At 36.1% G+C, this 26,220-nt stretch carries 27 protein-coding genes; 16 read left to right on the top strand and 11 right to left on the bottom strand.

Features of this window, described 5'->3' with window-relative positions; genetic code table 11:
* Nucleotides 1-3: 3 nt before the first annotated feature.
* A complete protein-coding gene (locus DF281_RS07345; protein ID WP_109349611.1) occupies nucleotides 4-609 on the top strand; it encodes a GDSL-type esterase/lipase family protein in 606 nt (201 codons plus the stop codon).
* A 49-nt stretch (nucleotides 610-658) separates the two neighbouring features.
* Here DF281_RS07345 and helD read toward each other — a convergent pair whose 3' ends face one another.
* A complete protein-coding gene (helD, locus tag DF281_RS07340; protein ID WP_109349610.1) occupies nucleotides 659-2,878 on the bottom strand; it encodes an RNA polymerase recycling motor HelD in 2,220 nt (739 codons plus the stop codon).
* A gap of 286 nt (nucleotides 2,879-3,164) precedes the next feature.
* Here helD and DF281_RS07335 point away from each other — a divergent pair, with 286 nt between their 5' ends.
* Both DF281_RS07335 and DF281_RS14725 read left to right on the top strand, forming a co-directional pair.
* Entirely contained in the window at nucleotides 3,165-3,905 is a 741-nt protein-coding gene (locus DF281_RS07335; protein ID WP_109349609.1) for a glycerophosphodiester phosphodiesterase, read from the top strand.
* A 122-nt stretch (nucleotides 3,906-4,027) separates the two neighbouring features.
* Nucleotides 4,028-4,201: a hypothetical protein gene (locus DF281_RS14725; protein WP_166636102.1), complete on the top strand. Its 174-nt coding sequence runs from the start codon at nucleotides 4,028-4,030 to the stop codon at nucleotides 4,199-4,201.
* Nucleotides 4,202-4,503: 302 nt separating this feature from the next.
* Here DF281_RS14725 and DF281_RS15080 read toward each other — a convergent pair whose 3' ends face one another.
* From DF281_RS15080 to DF281_RS07320, 3 genes are all read right to left on the bottom strand, one after another.
* The gene (locus DF281_RS15080; protein WP_109349608.1) at nucleotides 4,504-4,695 is read right to left on the bottom strand and encodes a cysteine-rich CWC family protein; all 192 of its coding nucleotides are present in this window, start codon (nucleotides 4,693-4,695) and stop codon (nucleotides 4,504-4,506) included.
* Nucleotides 4,689-5,717 (bottom strand): DUF2804 domain-containing protein, encoded by a 1,029-nt coding sequence (locus DF281_RS07325; protein WP_109349607.1) that lies wholly within the window; start codon nucleotides 5,715-5,717, stop codon nucleotides 4,689-4,691. The genes DF281_RS15080 and DF281_RS07325 overlap by 7 nt, the downstream gene beginning before the upstream one ends.
* A gap of 118 nt (nucleotides 5,718-5,835) precedes the next feature.
* Nucleotides 5,836-6,459, bottom strand: a complete 624-nt coding sequence (locus tag DF281_RS07320; RefSeq protein ID WP_109349606.1) for a TetR/AcrR family transcriptional regulator — start codon at nucleotides 6,457-6,459, stop codon at nucleotides 5,836-5,838.
* 122 nt (nucleotides 6,460-6,581) lie between these two features.
* On the opposite strand from DF281_RS07320, the gene DF281_RS07315 reads away from it, so the two are divergent.
* The 3 genes from DF281_RS07315 to DF281_RS07305 all read left to right on the top strand — a co-directional run bounded on the left by DF281_RS07315 (nucleotide 6,582) and on the right by DF281_RS07305 (nucleotide 9,953).
* The gene (locus DF281_RS07315) at nucleotides 6,582-8,783 is read left to right on the top strand and encodes an MMPL family transporter (RefSeq protein ID WP_109349605.1); all 2,202 of its coding nucleotides are present in this window, start codon (nucleotides 6,582-6,584) and stop codon (nucleotides 8,781-8,783) included.
* An 89-nt stretch (nucleotides 8,784-8,872) separates the two neighbouring features.
* Entirely contained in the window at nucleotides 8,873-9,439 is a 567-nt protein-coding gene (locus tag DF281_RS07310) for a nitroreductase family protein (RefSeq protein WP_109349604.1), read from the top strand.
* Nucleotides 9,440-9,560: 121 nt separating this feature from the next.
* Nucleotides 9,561-9,953: a GyrI-like domain-containing protein gene (locus tag DF281_RS07305; protein ID WP_109349603.1), complete on the top strand. Its 393-nt coding sequence runs from the start codon at nucleotides 9,561-9,563 to the stop codon at nucleotides 9,951-9,953.
* A 40-nt stretch (nucleotides 9,954-9,993) separates the two neighbouring features.
* Here the strand turns inward: DF281_RS07305 and DF281_RS07300 are convergent, their stop codons facing one another.
* Nucleotides 9,994-11,376: a dipeptidase gene (locus DF281_RS07300; RefSeq protein ID WP_109349602.1), complete on the bottom strand. Its 1,383-nt coding sequence runs from the start codon at nucleotides 11,374-11,376 to the stop codon at nucleotides 9,994-9,996.
* A gap of 131 nt (nucleotides 11,377-11,507) precedes the next feature.
* Here DF281_RS07300 and DF281_RS07295 point away from each other — a divergent pair, with 131 nt between their 5' ends.
* Both DF281_RS07295 and DF281_RS07290 read left to right on the top strand, forming a co-directional pair.
* The gene (locus DF281_RS07295) at nucleotides 11,508-12,650 is read left to right on the top strand and encodes a PucR family transcriptional regulator (RefSeq protein WP_109349601.1); all 1,143 of its coding nucleotides are present in this window, start codon (nucleotides 11,508-11,510) and stop codon (nucleotides 12,648-12,650) included.
* A 93-nt stretch (nucleotides 12,651-12,743) separates the two neighbouring features.
* Nucleotides 12,744-13,637: a DMT family transporter gene (locus DF281_RS07290; protein ID WP_109349600.1), complete on the top strand. Its 894-nt coding sequence runs from the start codon at nucleotides 12,744-12,746 to the stop codon at nucleotides 13,635-13,637.
* Between the two features lie 268 nt (nucleotides 13,638-13,905).
* Here the strand turns inward: DF281_RS07290 and DF281_RS07285 are convergent, their stop codons facing one another.
* Nucleotides 13,906-14,130, bottom strand: a complete 225-nt coding sequence (locus DF281_RS07285) for a hypothetical protein (protein ID WP_109349599.1) — start codon at nucleotides 14,128-14,130, stop codon at nucleotides 13,906-13,908.
* A gap of 374 nt (nucleotides 14,131-14,504) precedes the next feature.
* Here DF281_RS07285 and DF281_RS07280 point away from each other — a divergent pair, with 374 nt between their 5' ends.
* Entirely contained in the window at nucleotides 14,505-15,053 is a 549-nt protein-coding gene (locus DF281_RS07280; protein ID WP_109349598.1) for an RNA polymerase sigma factor, read from the top strand.
* A 183-nt stretch (nucleotides 15,054-15,236) separates the two neighbouring features.
* On the opposite strand, the gene DF281_RS07275 is transcribed toward DF281_RS07280, so the two are convergent.
* From DF281_RS07275 to DF281_RS07255, 5 genes are all read right to left on the bottom strand, one after another.
* Nucleotides 15,237-15,668, bottom strand: coding sequence for a MarR family winged helix-turn-helix transcriptional regulator (locus DF281_RS07275; RefSeq protein WP_307725165.1), 432 nt, complete (start codon nucleotides 15,666-15,668; stop codon nucleotides 15,237-15,239).
* Nucleotides 15,669-15,693: 25 nt separating this feature from the next.
* Nucleotides 15,694-16,098 (bottom strand): transcriptional regulator Spx, encoded by a 405-nt coding sequence (gene spx, locus DF281_RS07270; RefSeq protein ID WP_109349597.1) that lies wholly within the window; start codon nucleotides 16,096-16,098, stop codon nucleotides 15,694-15,696.
* A 246-nt stretch (nucleotides 16,099-16,344) separates the two neighbouring features.
* Nucleotides 16,345-16,992, bottom strand: a complete 648-nt coding sequence (locus DF281_RS07265) for a VanZ family protein (RefSeq protein WP_109349596.1) — start codon at nucleotides 16,990-16,992, stop codon at nucleotides 16,345-16,347.
* A gap of 152 nt (nucleotides 16,993-17,144) precedes the next feature.
* Complete coding sequence (locus tag DF281_RS07260) at nucleotides 17,145-18,701, bottom strand: ABC-F family ATP-binding cassette domain-containing protein (protein WP_109349595.1); 1,557 nt, start codon at nucleotides 18,699-18,701, stop codon at nucleotides 17,145-17,147.
* Nucleotides 18,702-18,804: 103 nt separating this feature from the next.
* Nucleotides 18,805-18,990, bottom strand: a complete 186-nt coding sequence (locus DF281_RS07255; RefSeq protein ID WP_109349594.1) for an SE1832 family protein — start codon at nucleotides 18,988-18,990, stop codon at nucleotides 18,805-18,807.
* A gap of 213 nt (nucleotides 18,991-19,203) precedes the next feature.
* On the opposite strand from DF281_RS07255, the gene DF281_RS07250 reads away from it, so the two are divergent.
* The 7 genes from DF281_RS07250 to DF281_RS07220 all read left to right on the top strand — a co-directional run bounded on the left by DF281_RS07250 (nucleotide 19,204) and on the right by DF281_RS07220 (nucleotide 26,051).
* Nucleotides 19,204-19,767, top strand: a complete 564-nt coding sequence (locus DF281_RS07250) for an NADPH-dependent FMN reductase (protein WP_109349593.1) — start codon at nucleotides 19,204-19,206, stop codon at nucleotides 19,765-19,767.
* Between the two features lie 140 nt (nucleotides 19,768-19,907).
* Nucleotides 19,908-22,085 carry a DNA topoisomerase III gene (locus DF281_RS07245; protein WP_109349592.1) on the top strand — a complete coding sequence of 726 codons (2,178 nt, stop codon included), beginning with the start codon at nucleotides 19,908-19,910 and terminating at the stop codon, nucleotides 22,083-22,085.
* A gap of 277 nt (nucleotides 22,086-22,362) precedes the next feature.
* On the top strand, nucleotides 22,363-22,842 hold the full coding sequence (locus DF281_RS07240; protein WP_109349591.1) for a hypothetical protein: 480 nt from the start codon (nucleotides 22,363-22,365) through the stop codon (nucleotides 22,840-22,842).
* A gap of 12 nt (nucleotides 22,843-22,854) precedes the next feature.
* The gene (gene ybaK / locus DF281_RS07235; RefSeq protein WP_109349590.1) at nucleotides 22,855-23,337 is read left to right on the top strand and encodes a Cys-tRNA(Pro) deacylase; all 483 of its coding nucleotides are present in this window, start codon (nucleotides 22,855-22,857) and stop codon (nucleotides 23,335-23,337) included.
* 95 nt (nucleotides 23,338-23,432) lie between these two features.
* On the top strand, nucleotides 23,433-24,041 hold the full coding sequence (locus tag DF281_RS07230) for a YczE/YyaS/YitT family protein (protein ID WP_109349589.1): 609 nt from the start codon (nucleotides 23,433-23,435) through the stop codon (nucleotides 24,039-24,041).
* Nucleotides 24,042-24,264: 223 nt separating this feature from the next.
* A complete protein-coding gene (locus DF281_RS07225) occupies nucleotides 24,265-25,464 on the top strand; it encodes a glycine C-acetyltransferase (protein WP_172461948.1) in 1,200 nt (399 codons plus the stop codon).
* A 71-nt stretch (nucleotides 25,465-25,535) separates the two neighbouring features.
* Nucleotides 25,536-26,051 (top strand): GNAT family N-acetyltransferase, encoded by a 516-nt coding sequence (locus tag DF281_RS07220; protein WP_109349587.1) that lies wholly within the window; start codon nucleotides 25,536-25,538, stop codon nucleotides 26,049-26,051.
* The last annotated feature ends 169 nt before the right edge of the window (nucleotides 26,052-26,220 follow it).

Below are 26,220 nucleotides of genomic sequence, written 5' to 3'. Positions count from 1 at the left end.
AAGATGAAAATTGTCTGTTTTGGTGACAGTTTAACGACTCGAAAAGAAGGATATCCGAAACCGATGCTGACTTTAATGCTTTCTGAAAAAGTAAAAGGTCATCTCTATATAAATGCTGGTGTGGCAGGTAATAATACAGTGGAAGCACGTACAAGAATCAAGGAGGACGTTGTATCGAAACATCCTGATGTTGTGACGATCTTATTCGGTTCGAATGATTGTGCAGAACATAAAAAAGTGCCATTACATCTTTTTAAAGAAAATTTAGAAGCTTTCGTACGAAAAATTGGGCATAAAAAAGTCATCTTAATTACACCGCCACCAGTAGATGAGTCGAAGCAAACAAGTAGAACAAATAAAGATTTGAGTCAATACGCGCATATCGTGCAGGAAGTGGCTGCGGAGCAAAGATCAACTTGTATCGACTTCTTCCAATTTGTTTATGACCAGCCCGATTATGAGAAATTATTAGTTGGTAAAAGTGATGATGGACTTCATTTTGGAGAGAAATTATACGATCAATTAACAGATTTAATCGCAGCGGAATTGAAAAAACGTGAGCGCATCGCCGAAACACCTATTTGGAAGAAAATTATTGATAAATTATAAAAAAACATCTCTACTAGATTGAGAAATCATCTAGTGGAGATGTTTTTATTTACAGTAAAAAGTATTCTTTTTTCACACCTACAAAATGAAGTTCATGCATGGCACGAGTGATGGCAACATAGAGAAGCTTTCGTTCCAAAGCGGAATCTTCAAATGGTGATTCATCCGCAACGATGATAACCGCATCAAATTCCAACCCTTTAGATAGATGACTTGGCACGACTAAAATAGCATTTTGATCAATTTCTGTCGCATCATTTAAGTTTTGAGCGTTAATATCATTTTCAACTAATAATGAAGTAATTCGGCTCGCATCATCAATCGTTTTACAAATAAGAGCGATGGAACGATGCCCATTGCTTAAAATCGACCCATGTATTTGAGCAATTAATGCTGAATCGAATGTTTTCATCTCGTGGAATTGTGGTTCAAGACCATGACGAACAACAGGCTCTACCATTGGTAAATCTTCATCCATGCCACTTAAGATTGCATTCGCATAAGCCATAATTTCGATCGTTGTACGATAACTTTTTTGTAATGTTTTATAGCTAGCACGAGGGAATAATTCGCGAACCGGTTGCCAATCATTTAATGAACGATAACTATGAATCCCTTGCGCTAAATCACCAACCATTGTGAACATATCTGTCTCCAATGCATCTTTCAATGCGGCAAGTTGGAATAAGCTATAATCCTGCACTTCGTCAATGAATACAACGCGCATTTTCCACGCATCGGGAATGCCTTTCATTTTAGCAAACAAGTAGTAAAATGCAGTTAAATCTTCAACTGCCCATCTTTCTTTTTCATGAAATTTCAAGAAAGTTTGACGCTGCTTTTTCGTCCAATCAGGCGTAGTCGAAGCGAGTAAATCTGAATCCGTTAAAAATTGACGATACAGTTTTTTTACATTGTATTTGCTGAAACGTTTCATATATTTTGTCGTAACCGTTTTAGCTTCCGCTTCGATCGCTGGCATTCTTTCATCACGCTCATCAATCCAATGCGTTACTTCTTTTTTACGACGATCATCATCAAAAATATTCAATGAACGGCCTAAGATTTCATCATATTTTTTATAAAGGTCGTATAATATTTTTTTCGACTTTTGTTTTACATGACTTTGAATAATACTTCGGATTTTTTGGATTCGTTTTTCGACAGGCATATAAGCATACTCTTCAACGAAAAGTTTTTTTAGACGAGACCCTCGAAGAATACGATATTTTTCCAAATAAACATCTTCAAAAAGTTCGCCAACTTCAGCGACTACATTGTCGACGACGTGATCCATCATATCGCGGTATTCGAGAGAACCTTTTAATTTTGTCACCCATAGTAAATCTTCATTGGCCTCATTGGAAATAAGTGATTCAAGAATAAGCGTGGGATTTGTCAGTTTGAATTTTGTTTTCGTCGCGTTTTGTACATACTCTTCAAAAGTAGTTTGGCAAATGCCACCGACACCGAGTTCAGGAAGTACATCTGAAATATAATCGATGAACAGTTTATTTGGTGCTAGAATCATAAGTTCCTTCGCATCAAAATGCTCGCCCATCGTGTAGAGGAAGTAAGAAATTCTATGCAAGGCAATCGTTGTTTTACCAGAACCAGCAGCACCTTGCACGATGATTGGTTGGCGTAAATGCGCTCGAATTATTTCATTTTGTTCTGCTTGGATTGTCGATACGATTTCAGTAAGGCGCACGTCTGCTTTGCCTTCAAGTGCATCTTGAAGCAGTTCGTCATTCGTTGTTAAATCAATATCGCGCACGTCGAGAAGTTTGCCATCTTCAATTTTATACTGTCTTTTTGAATAGAGATGACCTTTATTTTCTTCGTCATTTACCATATACGTAATGTCGCCCAATCGCCCGTCATAGTAAACATTCGAAACAGGGGAACGCCAATCGACGATTACAGGTTCTTGCGTTTCCTTATCGAAAAGAGAGGTTTTTCCGATATATAATTTTTCATCAGGTTCTCCCTCTTTTTCAAAATGAATGCGCGCAAAATAAGGCTTCGATCGTATTGCTTCGAGCCCTTCTTGTTGATTGCTCGCCATATCAAAAAAGCGAGTATTCGTTAATATATTCAAGTATCCGAGACTGGAATCTAAATAGTCGAGATCCGCCATAGAGTTTCGGATGACTTCTTGTGCATTGGCTAGATCTTCTTCAGATTCAGTTAGAAGCCTTTGCATAAAGTGTTTTACATACGCTAAATGTTGTTGCTCTTTTTCAAATTCAGGGTGTTGATTAGACATAAAAAATCCTCCGATCCGAAATTTCGTTTTAACACGCAATGAATCGGTGTATATTATTTCCGACCAGTACTTTCCCAATTCAGTAGATTGTAATTCTTTTTTTCTTTGGAAAACTTCTATTGTAAAGTATATCATAGTGTACTTTATATTCGAAAATGTGACCATCGCAAGTTTTTTTGTCGGGCCAATCCATTGACCAAAATTTACGGTTTTTACATTAAATTTGCAAAAATTCAGTGAAAAATCAATACTACTTACATACAATAGATTTAAGAGGTGACTGATTATGAAGATTTTTGCACATAGAGGGTATGCGGGTAAATACCCAGAAAATACATTAGTAGCATTTGAAGCAGCGGCGAAACTGCCTGTTGAAGGTGTGGAATTGGATGTACAGCGCACGAAAGATGGTGTACTTGTCGTAAATCATGATGAGCGGATCCACCGTACTTCGAATGGTAAGGGACATTTAAAAGATCATACATTTGAGGAATTACGTGAACTGGATTTTGGAAGTTGGAAGGGCGAGGAGTTTGCGGGCGCAAAAATTCCTACTTTGGAAGAAGTGTTATGCGTATTCCAACAGACACATCATGTCATCAATTTAGAAATTAAAACAGATGTCGTAGCATATCCGAATATTGAAGATGATGTGTTGGACCTTGTGAATCGACTTGGGATGGCGGATCGAATTATGTATTCATCCTTCGACCATACGATGGTGGAATCTTTATTACAAAAAGCGCCATCTAATCTAGTTGGCGTATTATTTGAAAAAATTCTCGTTAATTTACATGAATATGGCGAAAGAATCGGCTCAAATTCACTTCATATCTCAATGGAAGCAGCGAAAAGAGGCGTTATTCGCCAAGATATTGAGAAGGGAAGCGTATTCCGAGTCTACACAGTGAATAAAGTAGAAGATTATGATGTTATGGAATCACTTGGCGTTGAAGCAATCTTCACAGACCAACCTGAATTAATGTACGCACATCGCGAGAAAAAAGCAGCGAAAACCTCAAGTTAGGTTTTGCTGCTTTTTTGATACTAGAAAAATTAAAATATGTATTATATGGAAAAAATTGAACTATTTTTTTTTTTGGTATTATTTATATGGAGTTGGATTTACGAAAGATCGGAGGTTAATGTATGAATAAAATCACACTATCATTCATCGGTATCTTTCTAGTCGTATTTATTATTTTGCCAATCATTTATCCAAATAATAATATGTTAGATTGGATCAGAAATATATTATTTTTCGCTTTGATTATTGCTTTAATTTATGACCTTTTGCTAAGTAAAAGAAGCAAAAGATCATAAATGTTTTTCAAGAACTTACCTTCAAATTAGTTTGAGCGGTGGGTTCTTTTTTTGATCATGAGTTTACTTCTTGTGGATCCAGCTTTTTTCTTAAGATAAAACTAACTAAGAAACTGATACCGCCAATCGGATATACCCATGTGCATTGCGTTTATAACTTTTGAAGACAATTCTTCAGTATTTGAATGACTTTAATAAAAGTGGAATATGATTATTTCTGAAAGTTACAACGTGAATTGTTTTAAGATCCCAAAATATATAATAGAACAAAATAAAAAAGATTGATCCTATATTACTTTAGATCAATCTTCAATATTTTTAGTTGCTTCATCAATGCATTTCAAACAAATACATTGTTTATGAAGTAGCTGGGGTGGTATTTGTTCAAAAAGAGACTTCGGAATCTCTTTTGTGACACACCAGCAAGATGGGTCGTTTCGTCCACAGGCATTGTAATGGCCGCAGATCGGGCATTTATTTTCGTCGATTACCATTTTGCTTTATGCACCTCTGAAGCGCCGAGCATTTGGCGAATTGGAATCGTTTGACCTGTTTCCGTACGAACATAGCCGTCGAAATAGCCAAATAATTGATGCACATTTGATTGAATTAGTTTGGCATCTGAATTAGAAATTCTTTCGAAAAAAGGCTTAAATACAAGGTGAACATCATCCGAAAACTTCGTACGAATCGACCAACATTTTGTGAAATCCTGCTCGTCATATTCAAAGATTACATCTTCATGAATTTTCGTCATCACACCATCATAGAAAAACGCATTTTCCGTCATGCCTGTGCCATCCGTCCATTGCCCACCGAAGTTTAAGCCGATACGATGACCACGACATTTTTGTGAAGCCATTGCCCAATTCCAAGTAGACTCGCGAGGCCATACGCCACGACCGAAGTCGAGAACGGCGAAAGATTCATGGGCATCAAAAGTGTAGCGTTTATCCCCAATTTTCACATAGCCTTCAGTAGGCAATGAATGGTGCTTCGCAGTAAATTGGAAAGTTTGGCGATTCCAAGGAATGACAACATTTAATGAATCATCTTCTTCAGGATGGTGAATCGTTAAATCGGCATGAAGTACCTCGCCATCGAAATCTGGGATCGTCACCGTCATTTGCGTTTCATTATTGCCATCATGCAAAAATTGAATTTTCATATCGCTATGATTGCAAAGTGCTGTTTCTAAAACATGTTCTGAAAGTTGAACTTTCTTTCCAATTGGAGGAAGTGTAATTGATTTTTCAAAAAATCGCTGTGTTTCATAGTCGAGGATGTAGACGAAACAAACGGCTGCATAATCTAGATGACTAATCGTTGCTGAAAACATTAAATCATCACCATATACACACCAATAGTTCCATTTTTTCTTTCGCATGAAGTGACCCTTTAAATTACTTTGAATCACCGGTTTTCTAGCGTATCCAATTGCGGCAGGATTCAAATTACCTTTCGCATCACATAATTTTATTGCGTCATTAATTTCGTTTTCGGCATGTTGTGTCACTTCATATTACACCCTTTCTACATTGCTAACATTACGAGCAAATTCTTAATACTCTCATTGTATCAAATAAAAATGGCAATATGCCGAATTCGGAAAAAAATAAAAGTCATTTTCGCCTTTATTTCCCATTCTGTACACCAGCCCAGAAAAAGCGTACAACTTGTTTAGCTGTTTCTTCAGGTGTTTCGAAAAACCCTTTTCCTTCGCGGTCTCTTTGCTTACTCATTGTCAGTAAAGCGAGGAAAGTATGGGTGAAAAATTTAGTATTTTCCTTTGGTAAAATTCCGTTTTCTGCTTCTCGAATAAAACAAGTTTCGATGCCGTCATACATCGTGTTTTTACAGTCTTCAATTTTCAATAATTGATCGACGGATAGGCTGGGTGTCGCTTCTTTAATAAAATTATCTACATCAATATTTACAGTCGCATATGTGAAAATCGTTACTAAATTTTCAAGCCTTTTTTCAAAAGGTTCTTCTGTCGATAAAATCTCCATGGAACTATTTCGAATCCTAGACATTAGCGCTTCAAATGCAGCGGTAAACAATTCAGCTTTTGTCGAGTAGTAGTAATAAACGGTCGCTTTCGTCACATTACAGCGCAAAGCGACATCATCCATCGCTACATTTTTATACCCTTGTTCAACAAATAAAGAAACAGCTGTAGATAAAACTCTCACTTTTGTAGGGACTGCGTGTTCTTGCTGACGCGGTCTACCCAGATTTCGCTTGGAATCTCCCATTTGAAATCACTCACTTTCATCATATAAATATTCATATTATAGCATATATACAATAAATGTTTGATTAATTAACCCTTGAGTATATATAATTGGGTGGAACATAAAATTAAGGGAGGAATTTGATGAAGAAACATCCGTTTGAGGCATGGGGCCAACTTGTTGCGAGCAAAAAGAGTCGCTGGATCACACTCGTATTTTGGGTTTTACTCGTAGTTGTTCTATCATTTACGATGCCGCAAATTAATAGCATTGATAATAAAAATGCAGACAATTTACCAGAAAGTTCAGCTTCACTTCAAGCCGCAAAAGTAATCGATGAGAATTTTCCAGATAATTCAGGCATTCCATTATTACTCGTTTGGCATAGAGATGGCGGTTTAAAATCGACTGACTATGCAGAGATTCAGAAATTATACCAATCATTAGAAAGTGAGCCAGTGAAGGAACAATCACTCGTGCCACCTTTAAGTAAAGTACCACCACAGCAGCTTCAAGCGACTGCTTCAGAAAATGGCTCCACAATTGTGACACCTGTATTCTTTAATGAGAATGCGACAACTGATGCATTAAGTAAAGGTGTCGACGAAATTGAGAAAGTCGTTGCTGATTTAAATGTGAAAACAACAGGAAACTATGAAGATGCGAAAAACTTAAGTTTACGCTATTCAGGACCTGTTGGAATCTCTTTAGATGCAACAGGGCTTTTCAAAAATGCAGACTTTAAATTAATGGGTGCAACAGTTTTACTTGTACTCGTATTATTAATTCTCATCTATCGTTCGCCATTATTAGCGATTATTCCATTAGTAGCAGTAGGGATGGCGTATGGTGTCATTTCGCCGTTACTTGGCTTTATGGCTGAGCATGGTTGGATCGATAAAGATGCACAGGCAGTATCCATCATGACCGTTTTATTATTTGGAGCGGGTACGGATTATTGTTTATTCCTCATTTCGAAATATCGAGAAATTTTATTAAAAGTAGAAAATCAATTCGATGCGATGAAACAAGCGATGAAAGAGTCTGGCGGCGCGATTATGATGAGTGCCTTAACCGTTGTTTTAGGACTTGCGACATTAGCATTAGCTAATTACGGAGCGTTTGAGCGCTTTGCAGTACCATTTAGTTTTGGTGTGTTATTAATGGGCTTTACAGCATTAATTGTATTACCTGCATTGCTCGTAATCTTTGGTCGAGTAGCATTTTATCCATTCGTTCCTCGTACCGAGAAATTAGCTCAAGAATATGCTGAGAAGAAAAATAAACCTGCGAAACGCCATGAGCCAAAACATAAATATGGCAAAAAAATTGGTCATTTCGTCACATCGAAACCTTGGACGGTTATTTTAGCAACAATTATTGTATTAGGTGGACTTGCTTCATTCACACCGAAAATTCAATATACATTTGACTTATTATCGTCATTCCCAGAAGATACGAGTTCACGAGAAGGATTCACATTAATTGAGGAGAATTTCTCTGCTGGTGAATTAGCGCCAATGAAAGTTGTCGTTGATACGAAAGGGGAAGGGTTAAATCTTCAAAAACAATTAACAGATTTGAAGGAAATTGAATCGGTTAAAGAGCCTCAACAAAGTAAGGAGAATAAAAATCTTCAATTATACGAAGTCAGTTTAAAAGAGAATCCATATTCACCAGAAGCGCTACAAGCAGTACCGAAAATCAAAAAAGAGGTACAATCACTTGTTGAAAAAGAAACAGGTGAAAAAGCAAAAGTATGGGTTGGTGGCGAAACAGCTTCGCAATATGATGAGATGAAGACGATTGAGCGTGATGAATCGGTGATTATGCCAGCGATGATCGCATTAATTGCATTATTATTATTCGTCTATTTACGTTCAATTACAGCGACATTCTACCTTGTTGCGACAGTTGTTTTATCATACGGAGCAGCTTTAGGAGCGGGTTGGATTGTTCTTCATTACATTATGGGTGTGGATGCGATTCAAGGCTCAATTCCACTGTATGCATTCGTATTTTTAGTCGCACTTGGTGAGGATTACAATATCTTTATGATTTCAGAAATATGGAAAAATCGTAAAGAAGGTAAACCGCATAAATTGGCGATTCAAGAAGGTGTCATTCATACAGGAAGTGTCATCACATCAGCAGGTCTAATATTAGCAGGGACTTTCGCTGTTTTAGGCACATTACCAATTCAAGTACTCGTACAGTTTGGTATTGTTACGGCGCTTGGTATTTTGATGGATACATTCATTGTGCGTCCTTTACTTGTACCAGCATTAACAACAGTTCTTGGGAAATACGCTTACTGGCCAGGAAAACTTTTCAAAAAGGGGTAGAAACTATTCCTTTTTGAAGAAACATGGTAAGGTAAAAAGGTATAAAATTGCCCAAAAATAGAGGCGATCGAAACAGAGGAGCTGGGGACATGAGTGAAAAATCTTTATCAGTTAAACAAGCGATTCGTGAGCGTCGCTCGATTAAATTATTTAACGGTGAACCGGTAAATAAAGAAGAAGTTTTAGCTATTTTTGAAGAAGCAAAATGGGCGCCAAACCATGGTAATCGTCAACCTTGGCGTGTTGTATTAGCAGTGGATGAAGGTTTACAAAAACTAGCGGATGTCATTCGTGAATTTGTCGTGCCAAATTGGAAAGAGCTTCCTGAAGAAGAAGTATCGAAAAAAATGGCGAAATTTACGACGCCAGGAGCGGTAGCGTTCATCATTATGCCTCAAGACTTACGTCAAAAAGAGCGTTTAGAAGACTATGCGGCTGCAAGTAGCTTTATCCAAAATGCACAATTATTAGCATGGGATGAAGGCATCGGCACTTGTTGGAAAACGCCAGGTTGGTTAGAAAAACCTGAATTCCTTAAAGCATTAGGTGTTGAAGCGGGAGAACGTCCAATTTCAATGTTACAATTCGGACATTTTGATGCAATTCCAAATGACAAACCTAAAAAATCTGTAGAAGAATTTGTTACTTTCTTCTAATACAATTGAATGAAAAACGTCGATTATAAATTAATCGGCGTTTTTTTTTATTTCGCTTGTAATAGAACGAATGTTCGTATATGATTTAAGTAACAATAAATTAGTGGAAAGAGTGATGACAATGATTCAATTAGAGAAATTATATGAAATTCGGACGAATAACTTTAAAGATACTCAAATGGCTGCGAAATTTGATCAACTATGGAATGAAGCTTCTAAAAATGTTGAAAACGGCGAGGTTCTTTACGGCGTATATAGTGATTATGCGAGTAATTATATGGGGGATTATACAGTTGGTGCATATCGAGAAAGCGAAAAGAATGATTTGAAAATTGATGTTCTTACAAACTACAAAACATATGAAGTAAATAGCGCGGATCCAATCGGTGTATTCAATACTTGGCAAAAGATTTGGTCAGAAGAAGAAGCGTCAGAGATTCGCCGTGCCTACACATACGATTTTGAAAAATACGAAGTGGACGGTTCAATCTCGATTCATATTGCCATCCAATAAAAAAAGAAATTACACATGGCAATTTCTTTTCTGAAAAATATTACTTTGAGTAATCTTTGATTTCGTGGAAGTAGTCACTTACAACACGAAGTCCTTTATCAAAATTTTCTAAGTGGAAATGTTCATTCGGCGCATGGAAGTTTTCAGTTGATAGACCGAAGCCCATCATAACTACAGGAGTGCCTAAGATTTCATCGAATGTTGAAACGATTGGAATCGAACCACCTGCACGAATATAAGCTGTTTTCTCATTATACTGTGTTTCATATGAGCGACCAGCAGCTTGAATTAGTGGATGATCCATTGGTGTGATGAATGGTTTCCCTTTATCGAATTCAGTTACTTCAATATCAACGCCTGCAGGTTTATTCGCTTCGATATGTTGACGAAGTAATTTTACAATTTCATATGGATCTTGGTCAGGAACTAAGCGACAAGTGATTTTTGCGCCAGCTTTTGCAGGAAGTACAGTTTTAATACCTTCTCCAGCAAAGCCACCGAATACACCATTCACTTCTAATGTTGGACGAGCCCAAGTTTGTTCAAGATAAGTAAATCCTTCTTCACCGAATAATTCTGTAACACCGGCTTCAGATTTAATACCTTCTTCATCAAAATCAAGTTCAGCAAATGCAGCACGTTCTTCAGCAGTTAATTGACGAACAGAATCGTAGAATCCTTCAACTTTGATCGTACCGTGTTCATCGTGGAATGAAGCTAAAATGTCAGCAAGTGCGTGGATTGGGTTTTGAACGCCACCACCGTAAATACCTGAGTGAAGATCGCCTTTTGCACCAGATACATTAATTTGTACGCCTGTTAATCCTCGTAATGCATAACATACTGCTGGTTTTCCAGGAGCGTATAAAGCTGTATCAGAGATTAATACTAAGTCAGCTGCTAATTCTTCTTTATGTTCCTCGATGAATCCATCAAGATGCACACTACCGATTTCTTCTTCGCCTTCCACAAGTAGTTTTACGTTTACTGGTAATTTTTCTTCAGTTTGTAACATCGCTTCTAACACTTTTACGTGCATGAATACTTGTCCTTTATCATCACTTGAACCACGACCATACATGATATTATCGCGAATTTCGGGTTTGAATGGTTCAGAATCCCATAATTCGATTGGATCTACTGGTTGCACATCATAATGGCCATATACAAGAACTGTCGGGCGATTTTCAGCGTGTAACCAATCAGCAGTTACAACCGGATGACCTGCAGTATCACGTACTTGAATATTCTCCATTCCAGCTTTTTTCAATAAGTTTGCTAAATGGTCAGCAGCTTTTCTCATGTCTGGTTTATGTTCTGAAAGAGAACTTATACTTGGAATTGAGATAAATTCCTTCATTTCTTCTAAATGTCTTTCGCGATTTTCAGCGAAAAATTGGTCTAATTGCTTTAATTGATCCATATTTAGTCCCTCTTTTCTAACAGATTGTAGCCATAGTATAGCATATATTTCGGCTTACGTAATATCACTCAGCCTTGATTTCCTTCTATTAAATCGCTTAAATTAAAAGTAGAAGTAAATGGGGTGAAAATATGGTAATGACCGTAAAGAATTTTTTAGAATTGCCCATTACGAAAGATTTCAAAGTTGAGACTGGGCATCATGATTTAGAACGCACGATGAAGAACGTTGAAATACTCGATTTTGAATTTATGCAGGAATTTAATAATTTGCGAGATCAAATGTTTACAGAGAACAGTCTAGTATTAACAAGTTTATTATTTGCTAAAGATGATGCTAATTTACTTTTTGAGATGGTTTCGAAATTAGCGGAGTTAAAAGTTAGTGCATTAGCATATAAGCCGGTCATTTATGAGCAATTGCCTGAAGAAGTATTGCAATTGGCTGAAAAACATCGACTACCCATTTTGAAATTTGGCGGCGATGAATTTTTTGAAGATATTATTTTTCAAGCGATGGATTATCGCAATAAATCTTCGCAAACGGACTTTTTAGAAAGTAGTATTACACAATTAATTGAAAATGAGATGACTGAAGAACAACTTCAAAATATCATTCGACAAATGAGTAAACCATTTGAAAAATATATGTATGCTGTTTGTATTCAAAGTGATGAGAAATTGGAGGAGAATCTTTTCCATTTTGAACCTTTCCTACGAACAGGGTTACTTAGCTATTACAAAGACAAATTGATTATCGTAATGACGAATAATGATGTGAACTATCCTTTCCACGAAAAAATGCATAGTTTACTTCAATTATTCAATTGGGATTTGAGTAAGATTCATTTAGGTGGAAGCAGTATATGTGAGACAGCAGATGAATTAGCAGAAGCTTTGAAAGAAGCCTATTATTCTAGTATTTTTGCTAAAGTGTACAGTGAAGTGGCGTGTTTATACGCTGATTTACAGTCGGAGCAGTTACTCATTCAACTTGTTCGCCAAGATCGTGCATTCGCAGAGAAATTTATTGAACAGTCCATTACATCACTTGAGACGACGGAGCATTTATTAGAAACAGCGATTTCTTTTATTTTATATGAGGGGAATATTAAGGAGATGGCGAATGATCAATTTTGTCATCCGAATACCGTCCGTTATCGACTAGGGAAGATTAAGCAAATCATTGCACCAAATGCGACGGATTTTAAGTTTTACAGTAGTTTAAGTCAGGTAATCTTATTGTATCTCTTACTTCAGCATCATCCTTTGTAAAAATTACAAAGATTGAGGGGTATTTTTAGAAAATAGATGAACCAATTTGTTCTCTTTACATGGTATTCTAGTTAAAGCTAGAGGAGGAGAACGATGAAACAACATATTGGTGTAATGATGCTAATGGTGACAGCCGTTGTTTGGGGTAGTGGTTTCGTAGTTACAGACATCGGTCTTGATTATTTTAACGCCCATCAACTAATGGCTGGACGATTTTTATTAGCAGCAATTTTACTATTAATCATTTTTAGTTATAAATTAAAACAAATTAATAAAAGAATCATAGTCAAAGGGGCAATCCTCGGAGCGATTTTATATACAGGTTTCGTACTTCAAACAGTCGGACTGGAACATACAACTGCATCGAAAAATGCTTTCTTAACGGCAGTAAATGTACTAATCGTACCTTTAATTGCATTTGCAGTATACAAAAGAAAAATTGATCGTTTTGAAATTATTGGAGCATTTACAGCTTTAATAGGGATCGGTTTACTCTCATTACAAAGTTCATTCACAATGAATATTGGGGATATTTTAACTTTACTATGTGCAGTTGCTTTCGCTTTTGATATTTTTTACACGAATAAATTTGTTCAAAATGATGATGCGATTTTAATTACGATTATGCAATTTGTTTCTGCAGCAACGATCAGTGTGATAGTAGTCTTAGTAAGAGGCGACATTCCTACATCAGTAGAATCTGGCGGAGTATACGCAATTGTTTACTTAGCAATTTTCTCAACAATCGTGGCATATTTATTCCAAAACATTGCTTTCAAATACACAACAGCAACTCAAGGAGCAATTATCCTTTCAATGGAGTCGCTGTTCGGTATGATTTTCTCAGTCATCTTCTTACACGAAGTATTAACAGGACGCATGATTGTCGGAGCAGCATTAATATTGCTCGCGATTATCTTTACAGAATTGAAACCAACCTTTGGTAAGAAACAACCAAATCTGATTAAACCAGATCAAAACCCTTAAAAAAAGCGTTAGTGAGGAAAACAATCATCTACTCAAAAGATGAATGTCTAAACTTCACTAACGCTTTTTCTTTGAAAATCCAAAACCTACTAATTATTTCTTGTTTATTATTCTAAATCTCCGCCATAAGCATTTGAAGTAAATTCCCAATGCGCACGATCATAAGCTGTTTCTCGGAATTTAGCAGGTTCAACCCAATCTTCATCAGCAAACTCCTCGATTGGGCTAAGTTCTAAGTGATTTGTACCATCTAGAGCATTAATCTGTTTTACGATTTTAGTATATTCTTTATAATGTTCTTTTTTTGTTCTTGGTTTAAGACTTTAGGTAATTTAGAATCACTCGGTAAAGTTTGATTATTAATCATTACCTCATTAGTAATAAATTCCGTTTTGCTTTCTTTTGCTTTGTCTTCAATAACAGAGTTTGTATTATATCCAACTAAGGCAATAATTGTACCAAGAAGAATCCCTGAATAAATGTATTTTTTCATATTAGTCACCTCAATAAATTAGTATTAAACAAAGTAATCGTATGAAAATTCGTGATAGCTAATAATCTAATAATACCATATAATGGTTTTTTATTCTTAGATACATAAGGTTCAATATATCCAATTTGCCAAATAAAACGAAAAAGATCACGCAATACACCTAACTCGAATCATTGACGAGGGGGGATTGCATGATCTTTTTTATGTGCTGCTCAAGAAGTCCTTCATAAAACGCACTATGACTGCTTACACGAAAAGGTTGCTTACCTTACAAGTTTGTAATGAAAGTGAAAGCAAAACCGATAGAGCGTAAGGTTCGTTTCGGAGATAATAAGAATATCAAAACGAACGAAAACTAATTGGAGGTTTTAAAAATGACAATTCAACTTGAAACAGTTTATGAAGAATATAACCGCTATATATATCATTTATGCTTAAAATTAACTAGAAATAAAGCAGAAGCAGAGGACTTAATGCAAGAAGTATGGGTTAAAGTTGTACGCTATGAATCATACGTTGCACAAGTCGACCACTTGAAAGCTTGGTTAACAACAATTTGCATGAACACTTTCCGCGACCGCTATCGCAAAAATGTTCGCCGCAGCAAATATATGATGAACCAACCTGATACTCTAGACGTACCGATCCTAGATTTAGTTCCCAATAATGAACTAACAACTGAAGAATTAATTGAAAAGGAAGATGTAGCCAGTCTTGTTCAATCAAAAATCAACGAACTAGATGGCATTTACCGCAACACTTTATTGTATTTCTACGTAAATCAATATTCGCTAGTAGAAATCGCTGAAATTATGAAAGTTTCAATCGGTACAGTGAAATCTCGTCTATTCCGCGCGAAACAACGCTTAAAAGAAATGATGCTGAACGACGTAACGACTGCATCAGCAATTTTACCAGCGTAAAAATTGCCCCCCTTTCTCTACAGTTACCTAACTGTGAGTTTATATAGATTGAAGTAGAGTAATCATGCCGCGATTACTCTATTTCTCGTACATAAAAAAAGCCACCTAGCACATATTAAAAACCGTCACATCTTTGTGAAGGCCAATAAGTGTTAGGTGGTTTTCGAACATGACTGTGTTCAATTAACCGAGTAATAGTTTTGTAAAAATTTTGCGAAGTGAATCGACTTCTTCTTCAGAGAGCATACCAAACATACGATGTACCATTAAATCAATATGTTCATAAGCTAAATCCAACTGCGTAATACCGTCCTCAGTAATTTCAAGTTGATAAGCTCGGCGATCAGACTCGTTTTTCGTCTTTTTAATATACCCAGCATTAATCAATTTCGTAGTGAGGACGGTCACACCGCCAGTCGTAACATGAAGTTTTTCAGCTAAATCGGATGGACGCACTGGCCCATTTGCTTCTAAAATATCAAGTAACAAAATATGAGTTTTTGAAAAACCAATATTGTTGTGACTATTCCATTCATTTGCCCATTTACGCTCAAGAGCAGCAGCAATTTCAAAAAGCGAAGATATGCTGTGCTCTTTGTTTTCTTTATTCATCATTTAACTCATCTCCAAAGCTATTCATTCAAAACTCATTTGATAAGCGTTGCATTTCAAATAATTCATAAGCACGTACTTTACGAGGGATAAAACGACGGATATCCATTTCGTTATAACCAACTTGTAGACGTTTATCGTCAATTAAAATTGGGCTACGTAGCATTTTTGGATGTTCTTTTATAATACTATAAAGTTCTTTAATCGATAACTGATTAATATCGCAATGTAAGTTTTTGTAGTCTTTTGAGTTTGTTGAGATGATCTCATCTGTACCATCTTCAGTCATGCCAAGGATCTTTTTAAATTCTGGTAAAGTAAGAGCCTCAGATGTAATGCGTTTTTCAATATACGGAATTTCATTTTCAGTTAACCATTGTAGTGCCTTTTTTGAAGATGTGCAGCTCGTTTGTGTATAAATTGTAACAGTCATGTTCATTACCTCTTTCTCTCTTGTTATTATATTTATATCTTACCAATAAGATATTTATAAGTCAATTACATTTTCGTGACAAAAAGATGAAGAAACGTGCATAAATCAGTAATATTACACAAATGTAAGGTGCAAATACGAAACCTTAATCTGTATTAATGCGTATGCCAATCTGTTGCTATTTCGAACTCTTTTGCCAATGTTCTTATATATATAACGAATGAAAAGGGTGAAAAGATTCAAATATTACAAATTATCTTCTAATTCAGTCTTATTTATTTGGAATGCCTTGTTTTTTCTTTTGCGTAATACCAATAAAAATGGAGCAGCGATAATTGCGCCGAGGAAAAATCCGATATTGTACAATAGGAGATCCGATAAATCGAAAATCCCTAGAAGTAATTTTGCTTGTAATAATTCAATCGCGACAATGAATAGTTCAAATACGATTAATTTTGATAGAAAACTTTTTAATCTAGTAGCGTATGATAATAAAAAGTACATCGGAATCAAGATGGCAATATTAATGAACATGATGATCAAAGAGAGATTGTCATTTTGTATATCTGCGACAAAACCAAGTGGATTCCATGCAAAAGAACCTGTTTCACCAAAATTTTGCTGATCTGGACGCAATAAACCGAAGATTAATACGACGAGATAGAGTACAAAGAGCAAAATTCGTTCAATTTTTTGATCAACATTAAAAATAATTGTTAATAATGAATAATGAGCGAAAATAATAATGAGAATTGCTAAAATATTTTTTTCGATATTTTCCATGTTTGCGAAAAACATCGGAAGAATATTTACGAAAAACAATAAATAAGATAGAACACCGAGAATAATACTAATGGAAAGCAAACTTATTTTAACGGTTTTCTGTGATTTCATGAATGGACTCCTTTCAATCTGTAAAGTAATCGTAACATGAAAAAAACGTTATTTCAAAAAAATGTTATATTTACTAAATTTTACTTTTAAGTCGATAAAGCCATTAATTCTACAAAAAAACCAAAGTTGCTCAGCACAACTTTGGTTAATGTTTATTGATGTCCTTTAGAGAACCATTCTGCTACATCCCATACTTTCGTTACAAGACCTTCATAAAATTCAGGTTCGTGACTGACAAGGATGATTGTGCCTTTATATTCTTTCATGGCACGTTTTAATTCTTCTTTCGCATCTACGTCTAAGTGGTTTGTCGGTTCATCGAATAACATCCAGTTCGATTCTTCCATCATTAGTAGGCATAGACGTACTTTTGATTGTTCGCCCCCTGATAAGTGAGCCATTGGACGAGAAATATGTTCGTTTTTCAAGCCTGTTTTCGCTAATAATGCGCGAATCGTACCTTGTTCTAATGAAGGGAAGGCATTCCAAACTACATCGATTGGCGTTTCGTTACCGCCTTTTACTTCTTGTTCGAAGTAAGAAGGGAATAGGAAGTCGCCGCGTTGTACATCACCATCAAGTGGTTTGATCTTACCAAGCATAGTTTTTAGTAAAGTTGATTTACCGACACCGTTCATACCGACAAGTGCGATTTTTTCGCCACGTTCGATTTCAAAAGTAAGTGGTGGTAAAAGTGGTTTATCATAACCGATGACTAAATCTTTCGCTTCCACGACATAACGGCTTGAACTACGAGATTCTTTAAAAGCAAACTGTGGTTTTGCTGCTGTTTCAGGGCGATCGATACGTTCCATACGATCCAATTGTTTTTGACGAGATTTTGCACGACCAGTAGTCGAGAAACGCGCCTTATTTTTTTGGATGAATGTTTCTTGTTTTTTAATGAAGTCTTGTTGCTTTTCATAAGCATCAAGATGTTGACGTTTGTTCATCTCAGCTAACTCTAAGAATTTCTCATAAGTCGCTGTGTAACGAGATAGTTTTGAAAATTCTAAATGGAAAATAACACCTACAACATCATTCATAAATTCAACATCATGTGAAATTAAAAGGAATGCATGTGGATATTCTTTTAAATAGTTTTTCAACCAAGTAATATGCTCTTCATCAAGATAGTTGGTAGGCTCATCTAGTAATAGAACTTTTGGCTTCTCTAATAGAAGTTTCGCTAAAAGTAATTTCGTACGTTGACCACCTGAAAGAGCTGTTACATCACGGTCTAAACCGATTGCATCAAGACCAAGACCACGTGCTACTTCTTCAATTTTCATATCTAAAGTGTAAAAATCGCCTGCATCAAGAGCATCTTGAATGGCAGCCATCTCTTCTAATAACACTTCTAATTCTTCGGGGGTAGCTTCACCCATTTTATTCGCGATGTCATTAAGTTCTTCTTCCTTTTTATATAAAGGTAGGAATGCATCCCCTAAAGTATCACGCATAGAACGACCAGGCGTTAATACAGCATGTTGGTCTAAATAACCGTAATGTGTATTCGGAAGCCACTCAACGCGACCTTCATCGTGAATTAATTGCCCAGTTAAAATACTCATCATCGTTGATTTACCAACACCGTTTGCGCCGACTAGCCCAACATGCTCGCCTTCAACAATTCGGAAAGATACATCTTTGAAAAGTGTGCGATCACCAAAAGTGTGCGCCAACTTATCTACTGTTAAAATTGCCATAAAAAATCGTTTCCTCCTAAAAATAAAAATTGCCTAAAGTCCGTTCGCTATTCACTTCAGATGAACGAGCGAAGAATAGGATTTTAGACAATCTAAAGTTTGATTAAAATTTTGCTAATTCTTCATTCAATGCTGCTAATTGTGCTTCCATATCTTTTAGACGTTCTTCAGCCTTGATGATCATTTGTGGAAAACCAGTTGATTCTAGTTTTTCAATATCACCTTGTTGACGGATGTAGTCACTTTTTAGTTCAAGAATTTGATACTCGATTTCAGATTTAGTTGCCATTTTCATGCGCTCCTTTATTGAAAAAATGCATTAGCATTTTATTTTAATACTCATTAAATTAATTGTAACACAGGACATTATAGATAGAAAAGAACGCAATATTTCGTTTCCGTCTAAAGACTGATTTGTCCTTTCTAGAAACAATATTTCTATTGAAAAGAATGTGCTTTTGATACAATTGAATAAGTATTAAAGAACTTGGAGGTACGACACATGAAAATTCTATTAGTTGATGGCACAGTATTAGGTAGAAAAACAGGTGCGATCCTAGAAGAAGTAAAAACATATATCGAACAATTTGATTCTAAATTGGAGCTTGAAATTTTAACTTTTGCAAACTACGAGCATCAAATCGTAGATGGTCGTCCGTTTGATCAATATAATGCGGGAATGCAAGAGATGGTTCGTAAAATTGAAGAAGCAGATGGCTATATTTTTGCGACACCTATTTTCCAAGGATCGATTCCTGGTGTATTAAAAAATGCATTTGATTTCTTAAATCCGAAAGCACTACGCTATAAACCAGTATCAATTGTAGCAAATGGCGGAACTTATCAACATCATTTAGTTGTGGAAAACCAATTAAAACCGATTCTTGATTATTTCCGCGCGCTTGTGACACCGAACTATGTGTATACACATGCAAGTCATTTTGACGCAGATAACCACATTATTGATGAAAATGTACATGAGCGATTACAAGAATTGGCTCGCGTATTCGTAAAATACTGTGCGCTAAGTGCTGACTTACCGAAAACGCCGATTGATCAACATTAATGAGAGAAAGCGACTACTTTTTAACGAGTGGTCGTTTTTTTATTTTCTTTAAATTACTTTACGATAGGTAGAAAATAGGAACTACTGTATGACAATACGATAATGCTTTATAATAAGGACATATTGAGAGGAGCGGAATCATGTCAAAATCATTAGTAATCGCTGAAAAACCTTCCGTAGCAAGAGATATTGCCCGCGTATTAAAATGCGGTAAAAAAGGAAATGGGTTTTTAGAAGGCGATCAATATATCGTTACTTGGGCTTTAGGTCACTTAGTAACACATGCAGATCCAGAGCAGTACAATCAAAGTTTTAAAGAGTGGAAAATGGAGGATTTACCGATTATTCCAGATCCATTTAAACTCGTACCAATTCGTCAAACGACGAAGCAATTCAATGCGGTGAAAACACAATTAAATCGTAATGACGTGAATCAAATTATTATTGCGACAGATGCAGGGCGTGAAGGGGAACTTGTAGCGCGTTGGATTTTAATAAAAGCAAAATCACGCAAACCTGTAAAACGTCTGTGGATTTCTTCTGTAACCGATAAGGCGATTAAAGATGGTTTCAATAATTTAAAAGATGGTCGTCAGTATGAGCATTTATTTGAAGCGGCAGTTGCTCGAGCAGAAGCTGACTGGGTTGTTGGTATTAATGCGACGAGAGCGTTAACGGTGAAGCATAATGCACAGTTATCAACAGGTCGTGTACAAACACCTACTTTGGCGATGATTGCAAATCGTGAACAGCAAATTAAAAATTTCAAATCGAAAACATTTTACGGCCTACAAACTTTGACGAATTCTGCGACATTCACTTGGCATGAACAAGGAACGAATCAATCGAATTCATTTAATAAAGAAAAAGTAGAGCAAACTATGAAAGCATTAGATGCAGAGAAAACAGGGCAAATTACAGATGTTAAAACGACGCCGAAAAAAACGCCTGCGCCTAGCTTATTCGATTTAACGGAATTGCAAAAAGAATCGCATAAACGTTGGGGTTGGTCGGCCAAAGAGACTTTGTCTACGCTACAAAATTTATATGAACAATATAAAATCGTGACATACCCTCGTACCGATTCAAAACATCTTACTTCTGATATGCGTGATACATTAGCAGATCGCATTAAATCAGCAGCGGTGGGCGACAATCGTGCAGCTGCAAATAAAATTTTGAGCAAAGGGAAACCACAAGCTCAAAATGGTGTTATTAATGACGCATTAGTATCCGATCACCATGCGATTATACCGACGGAAGAACCGGTTAATTTACGTGCGCTTTCAGATAAAGAATATAAATTATACGATATGATTGTGAAACGCTTTTTAGCAGTGTTTTACGGACCTTATCAATACGATCAAACAGTCGTTTCAATGAAAGTTGGCAATGAACAATTTTCTGCGAAAGGGAATACGGTGCGTGATGAAGGTTGGAAAGCTGTTTACTTACAAGAAGATGAAAGTTCAAATGAGCGCTCATTACCTGTATTTAAAAAAGGCGAAGAAATCGAATTACGTGGCATCGCAATGACAAATGGCGAGACGAAACCTCCAGCACGTTTTAATGAAGGAACTTTACTAGCTGCGATGGAAAATCCTTCTCAATTTATGGGGGATGAATCGAAGGAATTAGTAAAAACATTAAAAGAAACAGGCGGAATCGGTACAGTTGCGACGCGTGCCGATATTATTGAGAAGTTATTCAAGTCATTTGTTATTGAGAAAAAAGGTAAGGACTTATACACAACTTCAAAAGGTCGCCAATTATTAGATTTAGCACCTGAAGGCTTAAAATCACCTGCATTAACAGCCGAATGGGAAACAGAATTAAATAAAATTGCCAAAGGTCAGGCGAAAAAAGCCGACTTTATTAATGATATGATCGAATTTACGAAAAAATCGATTTCAGACATTAAGAAAAGCGATCAAAAATTCAAACATGATAATATTTCAGGCAAGGTTTGTTCAGAATGTGGAAAACCAATGTTAGAAGTGAATGGTAAACGTGGCAAAATGCTCGTTTGTTCAGATCGTACTTGTGGCAATAAGAAAAAAATCTCAACAGTTACGAATGCCCGCTGCCCGGTATGTCATAAGAAATTAGAATTACGTGGCGAAGGTGATGGCAGAATGTTCGCATGTAAATGTGGCCATCGTGAAAAATTATCAGCTTTCGAAAAACGTAAAAAAGAAACAGGAAATAAAAAAGTTTCGAAACAAGATGTTAATAAATATATGAAAAAACAAGAAGAACCAGAAAACACTGCAATGGCAGATGCGCTGGCAAAACTTTTTGGTAATAAAGAAGATTAAGTAAGTGCAAAAGACTATGACCTGTTTTCATCAGATTATAGTCTTTTTTCTATTTTGAGAGAATTATTTCACTTGAGGTGAATCATTTTTATTGATTTTAACAATATATTATCAATGGTATCTCTATTTATAGGTGTTTCATCTTTAATAGAATAGTCAAATTAGTACCAAGTATTCACTACGAATAGAGTGCTAATACGTGACATTAGTTGGTTTTGAAGATGGGCGAAAAGTGGTAAAATAATGGTAACTATATTCGTGGAAAGGAGTGAATCGTATGCGTTTAGCATCATTACTTAATAATCGCTTTACAGAAGTGGAAGCACGTAAGAAATTATTAACAGTTAAAAACGTGGATCATGCATACAAGAAAAATGCTAAGTATTTTGAAACAACTAAAAATCCAGCAATGGAAGAATTAGTGGATTTATTGACGGGGAAAAAGGAGAAGGAAGACCACTCCGAATTACAAAAAACAATTGAAAATTTACAGCAGCAAAAAAGATTGGAAGATGACTTAACAGCAGCTGAAAACCCAGCAGTAACGCCTACTGAAATGATGTTAAATCATGATGTGTCGATTCACTTACTACCAGAAACGAAATTACCAGATCTACCTAATGTGCAGTTAAAAGATGCGAAGCAAATGGCGCGTGAAAGATTGACGGAGAAAGCCATTGCGACATATCAATTCCAAATGTCGATGGCAAAAGGCGGCTTCAAAGTGTTGCAGCCGATGATTTATCGCACAGCGTAAGGACGTGAAATAATGGCGAAAAAGATTCAAAAAACGAATGCGGTACGCTTACTGGATCAAAAGAAAATCCCGTACTCTTTAAAAGAATATGAGATTAATGAAGAACATTTAGATGGTGTCACGGCAGCAGAAGAAATTGGGCAACCAGTCGAAACGGTTTTTAAAACACTCGTAGCAACTTCAATGAAAAAACAGCTTTATGTTTTTGTCATCCCGGTAGCGAAAGAGTTAGATTTGAAAGCAGCAGCTAAATTTGTCGGAGAGAAAAAAATCGAAATGCTACATGTGCGCGATTTACTCGCAAATACAGGCTATATTCGAGGCGGTTGTTCACCAATTGGTATGAAAAAGCAATATCCTACAGTTGTAGATGAAGCGGCTTTATTACAAGATGAAATTTTTATTAGTGCAGGTAAAAGAGGTATGCAAATCTGCATCGCACCGAAGTTTTTAGAACAAGCAGCTCAAGCTAAATTCGGTTCGATTACTTGTTAATCCTTTAAAAACTCTGATACAATAGCATTTGTCTGATCAATACAACACAATCAGGTTGTTCCCGAAAAGGGAGCGACTTTTTTTATGGAGGAATTATGAAAAAACACTATGGTCTACGTTGGGCATTTTTCATTGGCGGTTTAGCCATCTTAGCTTGCGGCGTAGCGCTCACAATTAAGGGACAGCGATATGGTGTAGGTTCTTGGGATGTACTCCATGTCGGGTTATATAAAAATTTAGGATTAACAATTGGTACATGGTCGATTATTATAGGGTTAATTATTATTATACTTAGTGCAATTATTTTAAAAGAGAAGCCTAGAATTGGAACGATCGCCAATATGCTACTAACAGGTACTTTTATCGACTTTTTCAATGCCATTATTCCAGATGTACATACGGCTGGTGCGCAACTTGCTTGTTTTGTTGCAGGTGTCATTATTTTAGGAATAGGCGACGCCATTTACATTACAGCGAATCTTGGAGCAGGTCCCCGAGATAGTCTTATGCTAATTGCAGTCGAAAAGATGAAATTAAGTATTACTGTAGCGAGAACAGGGATGGAATTCATCGTTGCGGTAGCCGGTTATTTAATCGGTGGCCCAATTGGTTTAGGGACAGTTATTATGGTCTTCGTATTAGGACCAGTCATTCAAGTATCGTTTAAATATAGTCAAAAATTCTACAATCGTATTACAGCGTAATTTTTATGCAGATTTCTCAAATTCGAAGGGGAAATCTGCTTTTTGTATGCGTATAAAAAACATTTGTTTTTATTAATTCATAGGATAATACAAATGTATATTTCAGGTGGAAAAAGTGTTTTACTTTAAAGTTAAACCTAGATATATCAAAGGTTTAACAGTTGTTTTCATGTGTAAATGATCGAGTTACTATGATACAATGACTGTAATATTGATAGAGGGGATGATTCAATTGTCTAAAATTTTAAATGCATTTGTAGATGAAAACTTACAACAACTTCGTGATCAAGGTCTTTACAATGAAATTGATCCAGTAGAAGGTCCAAATGGTCCAATCATCAAAGTAAAAGGGAAGAATCTAATCAACCTTTCTTCTAATAACTACTTAGGTTTAGCGACGAATGAGCAATTAAAAGAAATCGCGAAAAACACGATTGAAGAGTATGGCGTAGGGGCTGGCGCTGTACGTACGATTAACGGAACATTAGATTTACATGTGAAATTAGAAGCGAAACTTGCTGAATTCAAAGGTACAGAAGCTGCGATTTCATATCAATCAGGATTTAATTGTAATATGGCAGCAATTTCAGCTGTAATGGATAAAAACGATGCGATTCTTTCAGATCAATTGAATCATGCTTCAATCATTGATGGTTGCAGACTTTCAAAAGCGAAAATTATTCCATTCAATCACTCGGATATGGAAGATTTACGTGCGAAAGCAAAAGCAGCAACGGAATCAGGTCAATACAATAAAGTAATGGTCATTACAGATGGTGTATTCTCAATGGATGGCGATATTGCGAAATTACCTGAAATTGTAGAAATCGCAAAAGAATTTGATTTAATCACATATGTTGATGATGCGCATGGTTCAGGCGTTACAGGTAAAGGAAAAGGCACAGTGAAACATTTTGGACTTCAAAATGAAATCGACTTCCAAATTGGAACACTTTCAAAAGCAATCGGCGTAGTTGGCGGTTATGTAGCAGGTAAACAAAACGTCATTGATTGGTTGAAAGTACGTTCTCGTCCATTCCTATTCTCGACAGCATTACCACCAGCAGATGTAGCAGCAATTACTGCAGCTGTTCAAATGATCATTGATTCAACAGAATTACATGATCTACTTTGGGAAAATGGCGATTATTTAAAAGCCGGATTAGAGAAATTAGGCTTTAATATCGGTCATTCAGAAACACCAATCACACCTTGTATTATTGGTGATGAGACATTGACACAGCAATTCTCAAAACGATTAATTGAAGAAGGCGTTTACGCGAAATCAATCGTATTCCCAACAGTTCCAAAAGGTACAGGACGCGTTCGTAATATGCCAACTGCAGCACATACAAAAGAAATGTTAGATGATGCATTAGCGATTTACGAAAAAGTAGGAAAAGAATTAGGTGTTATTTCATAAAACACGATCCAACTAGTTATCAACTAAAAATGAAGCTAGTTGGATTTTTTTAATGATTGGAGGGGATACTGATGATGATTGAAACAGATCGACTAATTATTCGAGATTTTGAACCATCCGATGTTCCAAGTTTATTTGCCTATACTTCTCAAAATGAAGTGATGCATTATTTACCGGAGGAAGTTCAAACAATTGAAGAAGCGAGGAAATTTGTAGCTGAAAATATTGGGGATGAAGCAAGACATTTCCCAGTCTGTTTGAAAGAGAATGGACAATTAATCGGACATTTAGCTTTTCATCCATATTTTGGTAATCATACATATGAAATCGGCTGGGTGTTTAATCCAACTTATTTTAATAAAGGGTATGCGACAGAAGCGGCTTTTGCTACATTGAAATACGGTTTTGAAAAAATGGGATTACACCGAATCATCGCAACTTGCCAGCCTGAAAATATTGCTTCCTATCGCATTATGGAGAAAATCGGTATGAGAAAAGAAGGCTTTTTCAAAAAATGCATTCCTTATGGGGACGAGTGGTGGGATGAATACTACTACGCAATCCTAAATGAAGAATGGGGAAGATAGTACGCTATTTCTAATAGAACAAAAAGAAACAACCAGCTTCCGATAAAGTGTACCCTTTGTAAAGGACATTTTGAAAAAGACTAGGAAACTTGTTGAAGCTGCTGTCTGTATTTTACAGGCGGCAGCTTCTTTAAATTCCACTGACCACGATAATGATTGTAATACGTCA

The organism is Kurthia zopfii (genome assembly GCF_003143955.1).
GTDB classification, from domain to species: domain Bacteria; phylum Bacillota; class Bacilli; order Bacillales_A; family Planococcaceae; genus Kurthia; species Kurthia zopfii.
Note: the sequence above shows the minus strand (reverse complement) of the source record. Positions and strands in the feature narration are given on the sequence as shown.

Excerpts from the sequence above, each read along its gene's own strand:
- DF281_RS07345 (WP_109349611.1), top strand. The coding sequence starts at position 4 with ATGAAAATTGTCTGTTTTGGTGACAGTTTAACGACTCGAAAAGAAGGA.
- helD (WP_109349610.1), bottom strand. The coding sequence starts at position 2,878 with ATGTCTAATCAACACCCTGAATTTGAAAAAGAGCAACAACATTTAGCG.
- DF281_RS07335 (WP_109349609.1), top strand. The coding sequence starts at position 3,165 with ATGAAGATTTTTGCACATAGAGGGTATGCGGGTAAATACCCAGAAAAT.
- DF281_RS14725 (WP_166636102.1), top strand. The coding sequence starts at position 4,028 with ATGAATAAAATCACACTATCATTCATCGGTATCTTTCTAGTCGTATTT.
- DF281_RS15080 (WP_109349608.1), bottom strand. The coding sequence starts at position 4,695 with ATGGTAATCGACGAAAATAAATGCCCGATCTGCGGCCATTACAATGCC.
- DF281_RS07320 (WP_109349606.1), bottom strand. The coding sequence starts at position 6,459 with ATGGGAGATTCCAAGCGAAATCTGGGTAGACCGCGTCAGCAAGAACAC.
- DF281_RS07315 (WP_109349605.1), top strand. The coding sequence starts at position 6,582 with ATGAAGAAACATCCGTTTGAGGCATGGGGCCAACTTGTTGCGAGCAAA.
- DF281_RS07310 (WP_109349604.1), top strand. The coding sequence starts at position 8,873 with ATGAGTGAAAAATCTTTATCAGTTAAACAAGCGATTCGTGAGCGTCGC.
- DF281_RS07305 (WP_109349603.1), top strand. The coding sequence starts at position 9,561 with ATGATTCAATTAGAGAAATTATATGAAATTCGGACGAATAACTTTAAA.
- DF281_RS07300 (WP_109349602.1), bottom strand. The coding sequence starts at position 11,376 with ATGGATCAATTAAAGCAATTAGACCAATTTTTCGCTGAAAATCGCGAA.
- DF281_RS07295 (WP_109349601.1), top strand. The coding sequence starts at position 11,508 with ATGGTAATGACCGTAAAGAATTTTTTAGAATTGCCCATTACGAAAGAT.
- DF281_RS07290 (WP_109349600.1), top strand. The coding sequence starts at position 12,744 with ATGAAACAACATATTGGTGTAATGATGCTAATGGTGACAGCCGTTGTT.
- DF281_RS07285 (WP_109349599.1), bottom strand. The coding sequence starts at position 14,130 with ATGAAAAAATACATTTATTCAGGGATTCTTCTTGGTACAATTATTGCC.
- DF281_RS07280 (WP_109349598.1), top strand. The coding sequence starts at position 14,505 with ATGACAATTCAACTTGAAACAGTTTATGAAGAATATAACCGCTATATA.
- DF281_RS07275 (WP_307725165.1), bottom strand. The coding sequence starts at position 15,668 with ATGATGAATAAAGAAAACAAAGAGCACAGCATATCTTCGCTTTTTGAA.
- spx (WP_109349597.1), bottom strand. The coding sequence starts at position 16,098 with ATGACTGTTACAATTTATACACAAACGAGCTGCACATCTTCAAAAAAG.
- DF281_RS07265 (WP_109349596.1), bottom strand. The coding sequence starts at position 16,992 with ATGAAATCACAGAAAACCGTTAAAATAAGTTTGCTTTCCATTAGTATT.
- DF281_RS07260 (WP_109349595.1), bottom strand. The coding sequence starts at position 18,701 with ATGGCAATTTTAACAGTAGATAAGTTGGCGCACACTTTTGGTGATCGC.
- DF281_RS07255 (WP_109349594.1), bottom strand. The coding sequence starts at position 18,990 with ATGGCAACTAAATCTGAAATCGAGTATCAAATTCTTGAACTAAAAAGT.
- DF281_RS07250 (WP_109349593.1), top strand. The coding sequence starts at position 19,204 with ATGAAAATTCTATTAGTTGATGGCACAGTATTAGGTAGAAAAACAGGT.
- DF281_RS07245 (WP_109349592.1), top strand. The coding sequence starts at position 19,908 with ATGTCAAAATCATTAGTAATCGCTGAAAAACCTTCCGTAGCAAGAGAT.
- DF281_RS07240 (WP_109349591.1), top strand. The coding sequence starts at position 22,363 with ATGCGTTTAGCATCATTACTTAATAATCGCTTTACAGAAGTGGAAGCA.
- ybaK (WP_109349590.1), top strand. The coding sequence starts at position 22,855 with ATGGCGAAAAAGATTCAAAAAACGAATGCGGTACGCTTACTGGATCAA.
- DF281_RS07230 (WP_109349589.1), top strand. The coding sequence starts at position 23,433 with ATGAAAAAACACTATGGTCTACGTTGGGCATTTTTCATTGGCGGTTTA.
- DF281_RS07225 (WP_172461948.1), top strand. The coding sequence starts at position 24,265 with ATGATTCAATTGTCTAAAATTTTAAATGCATTTGTAGATGAAAACTTA.
- DF281_RS07220 (WP_109349587.1), top strand. The coding sequence starts at position 25,536 with ATGATGATTGAAACAGATCGACTAATTATTCGAGATTTTGAACCATCC.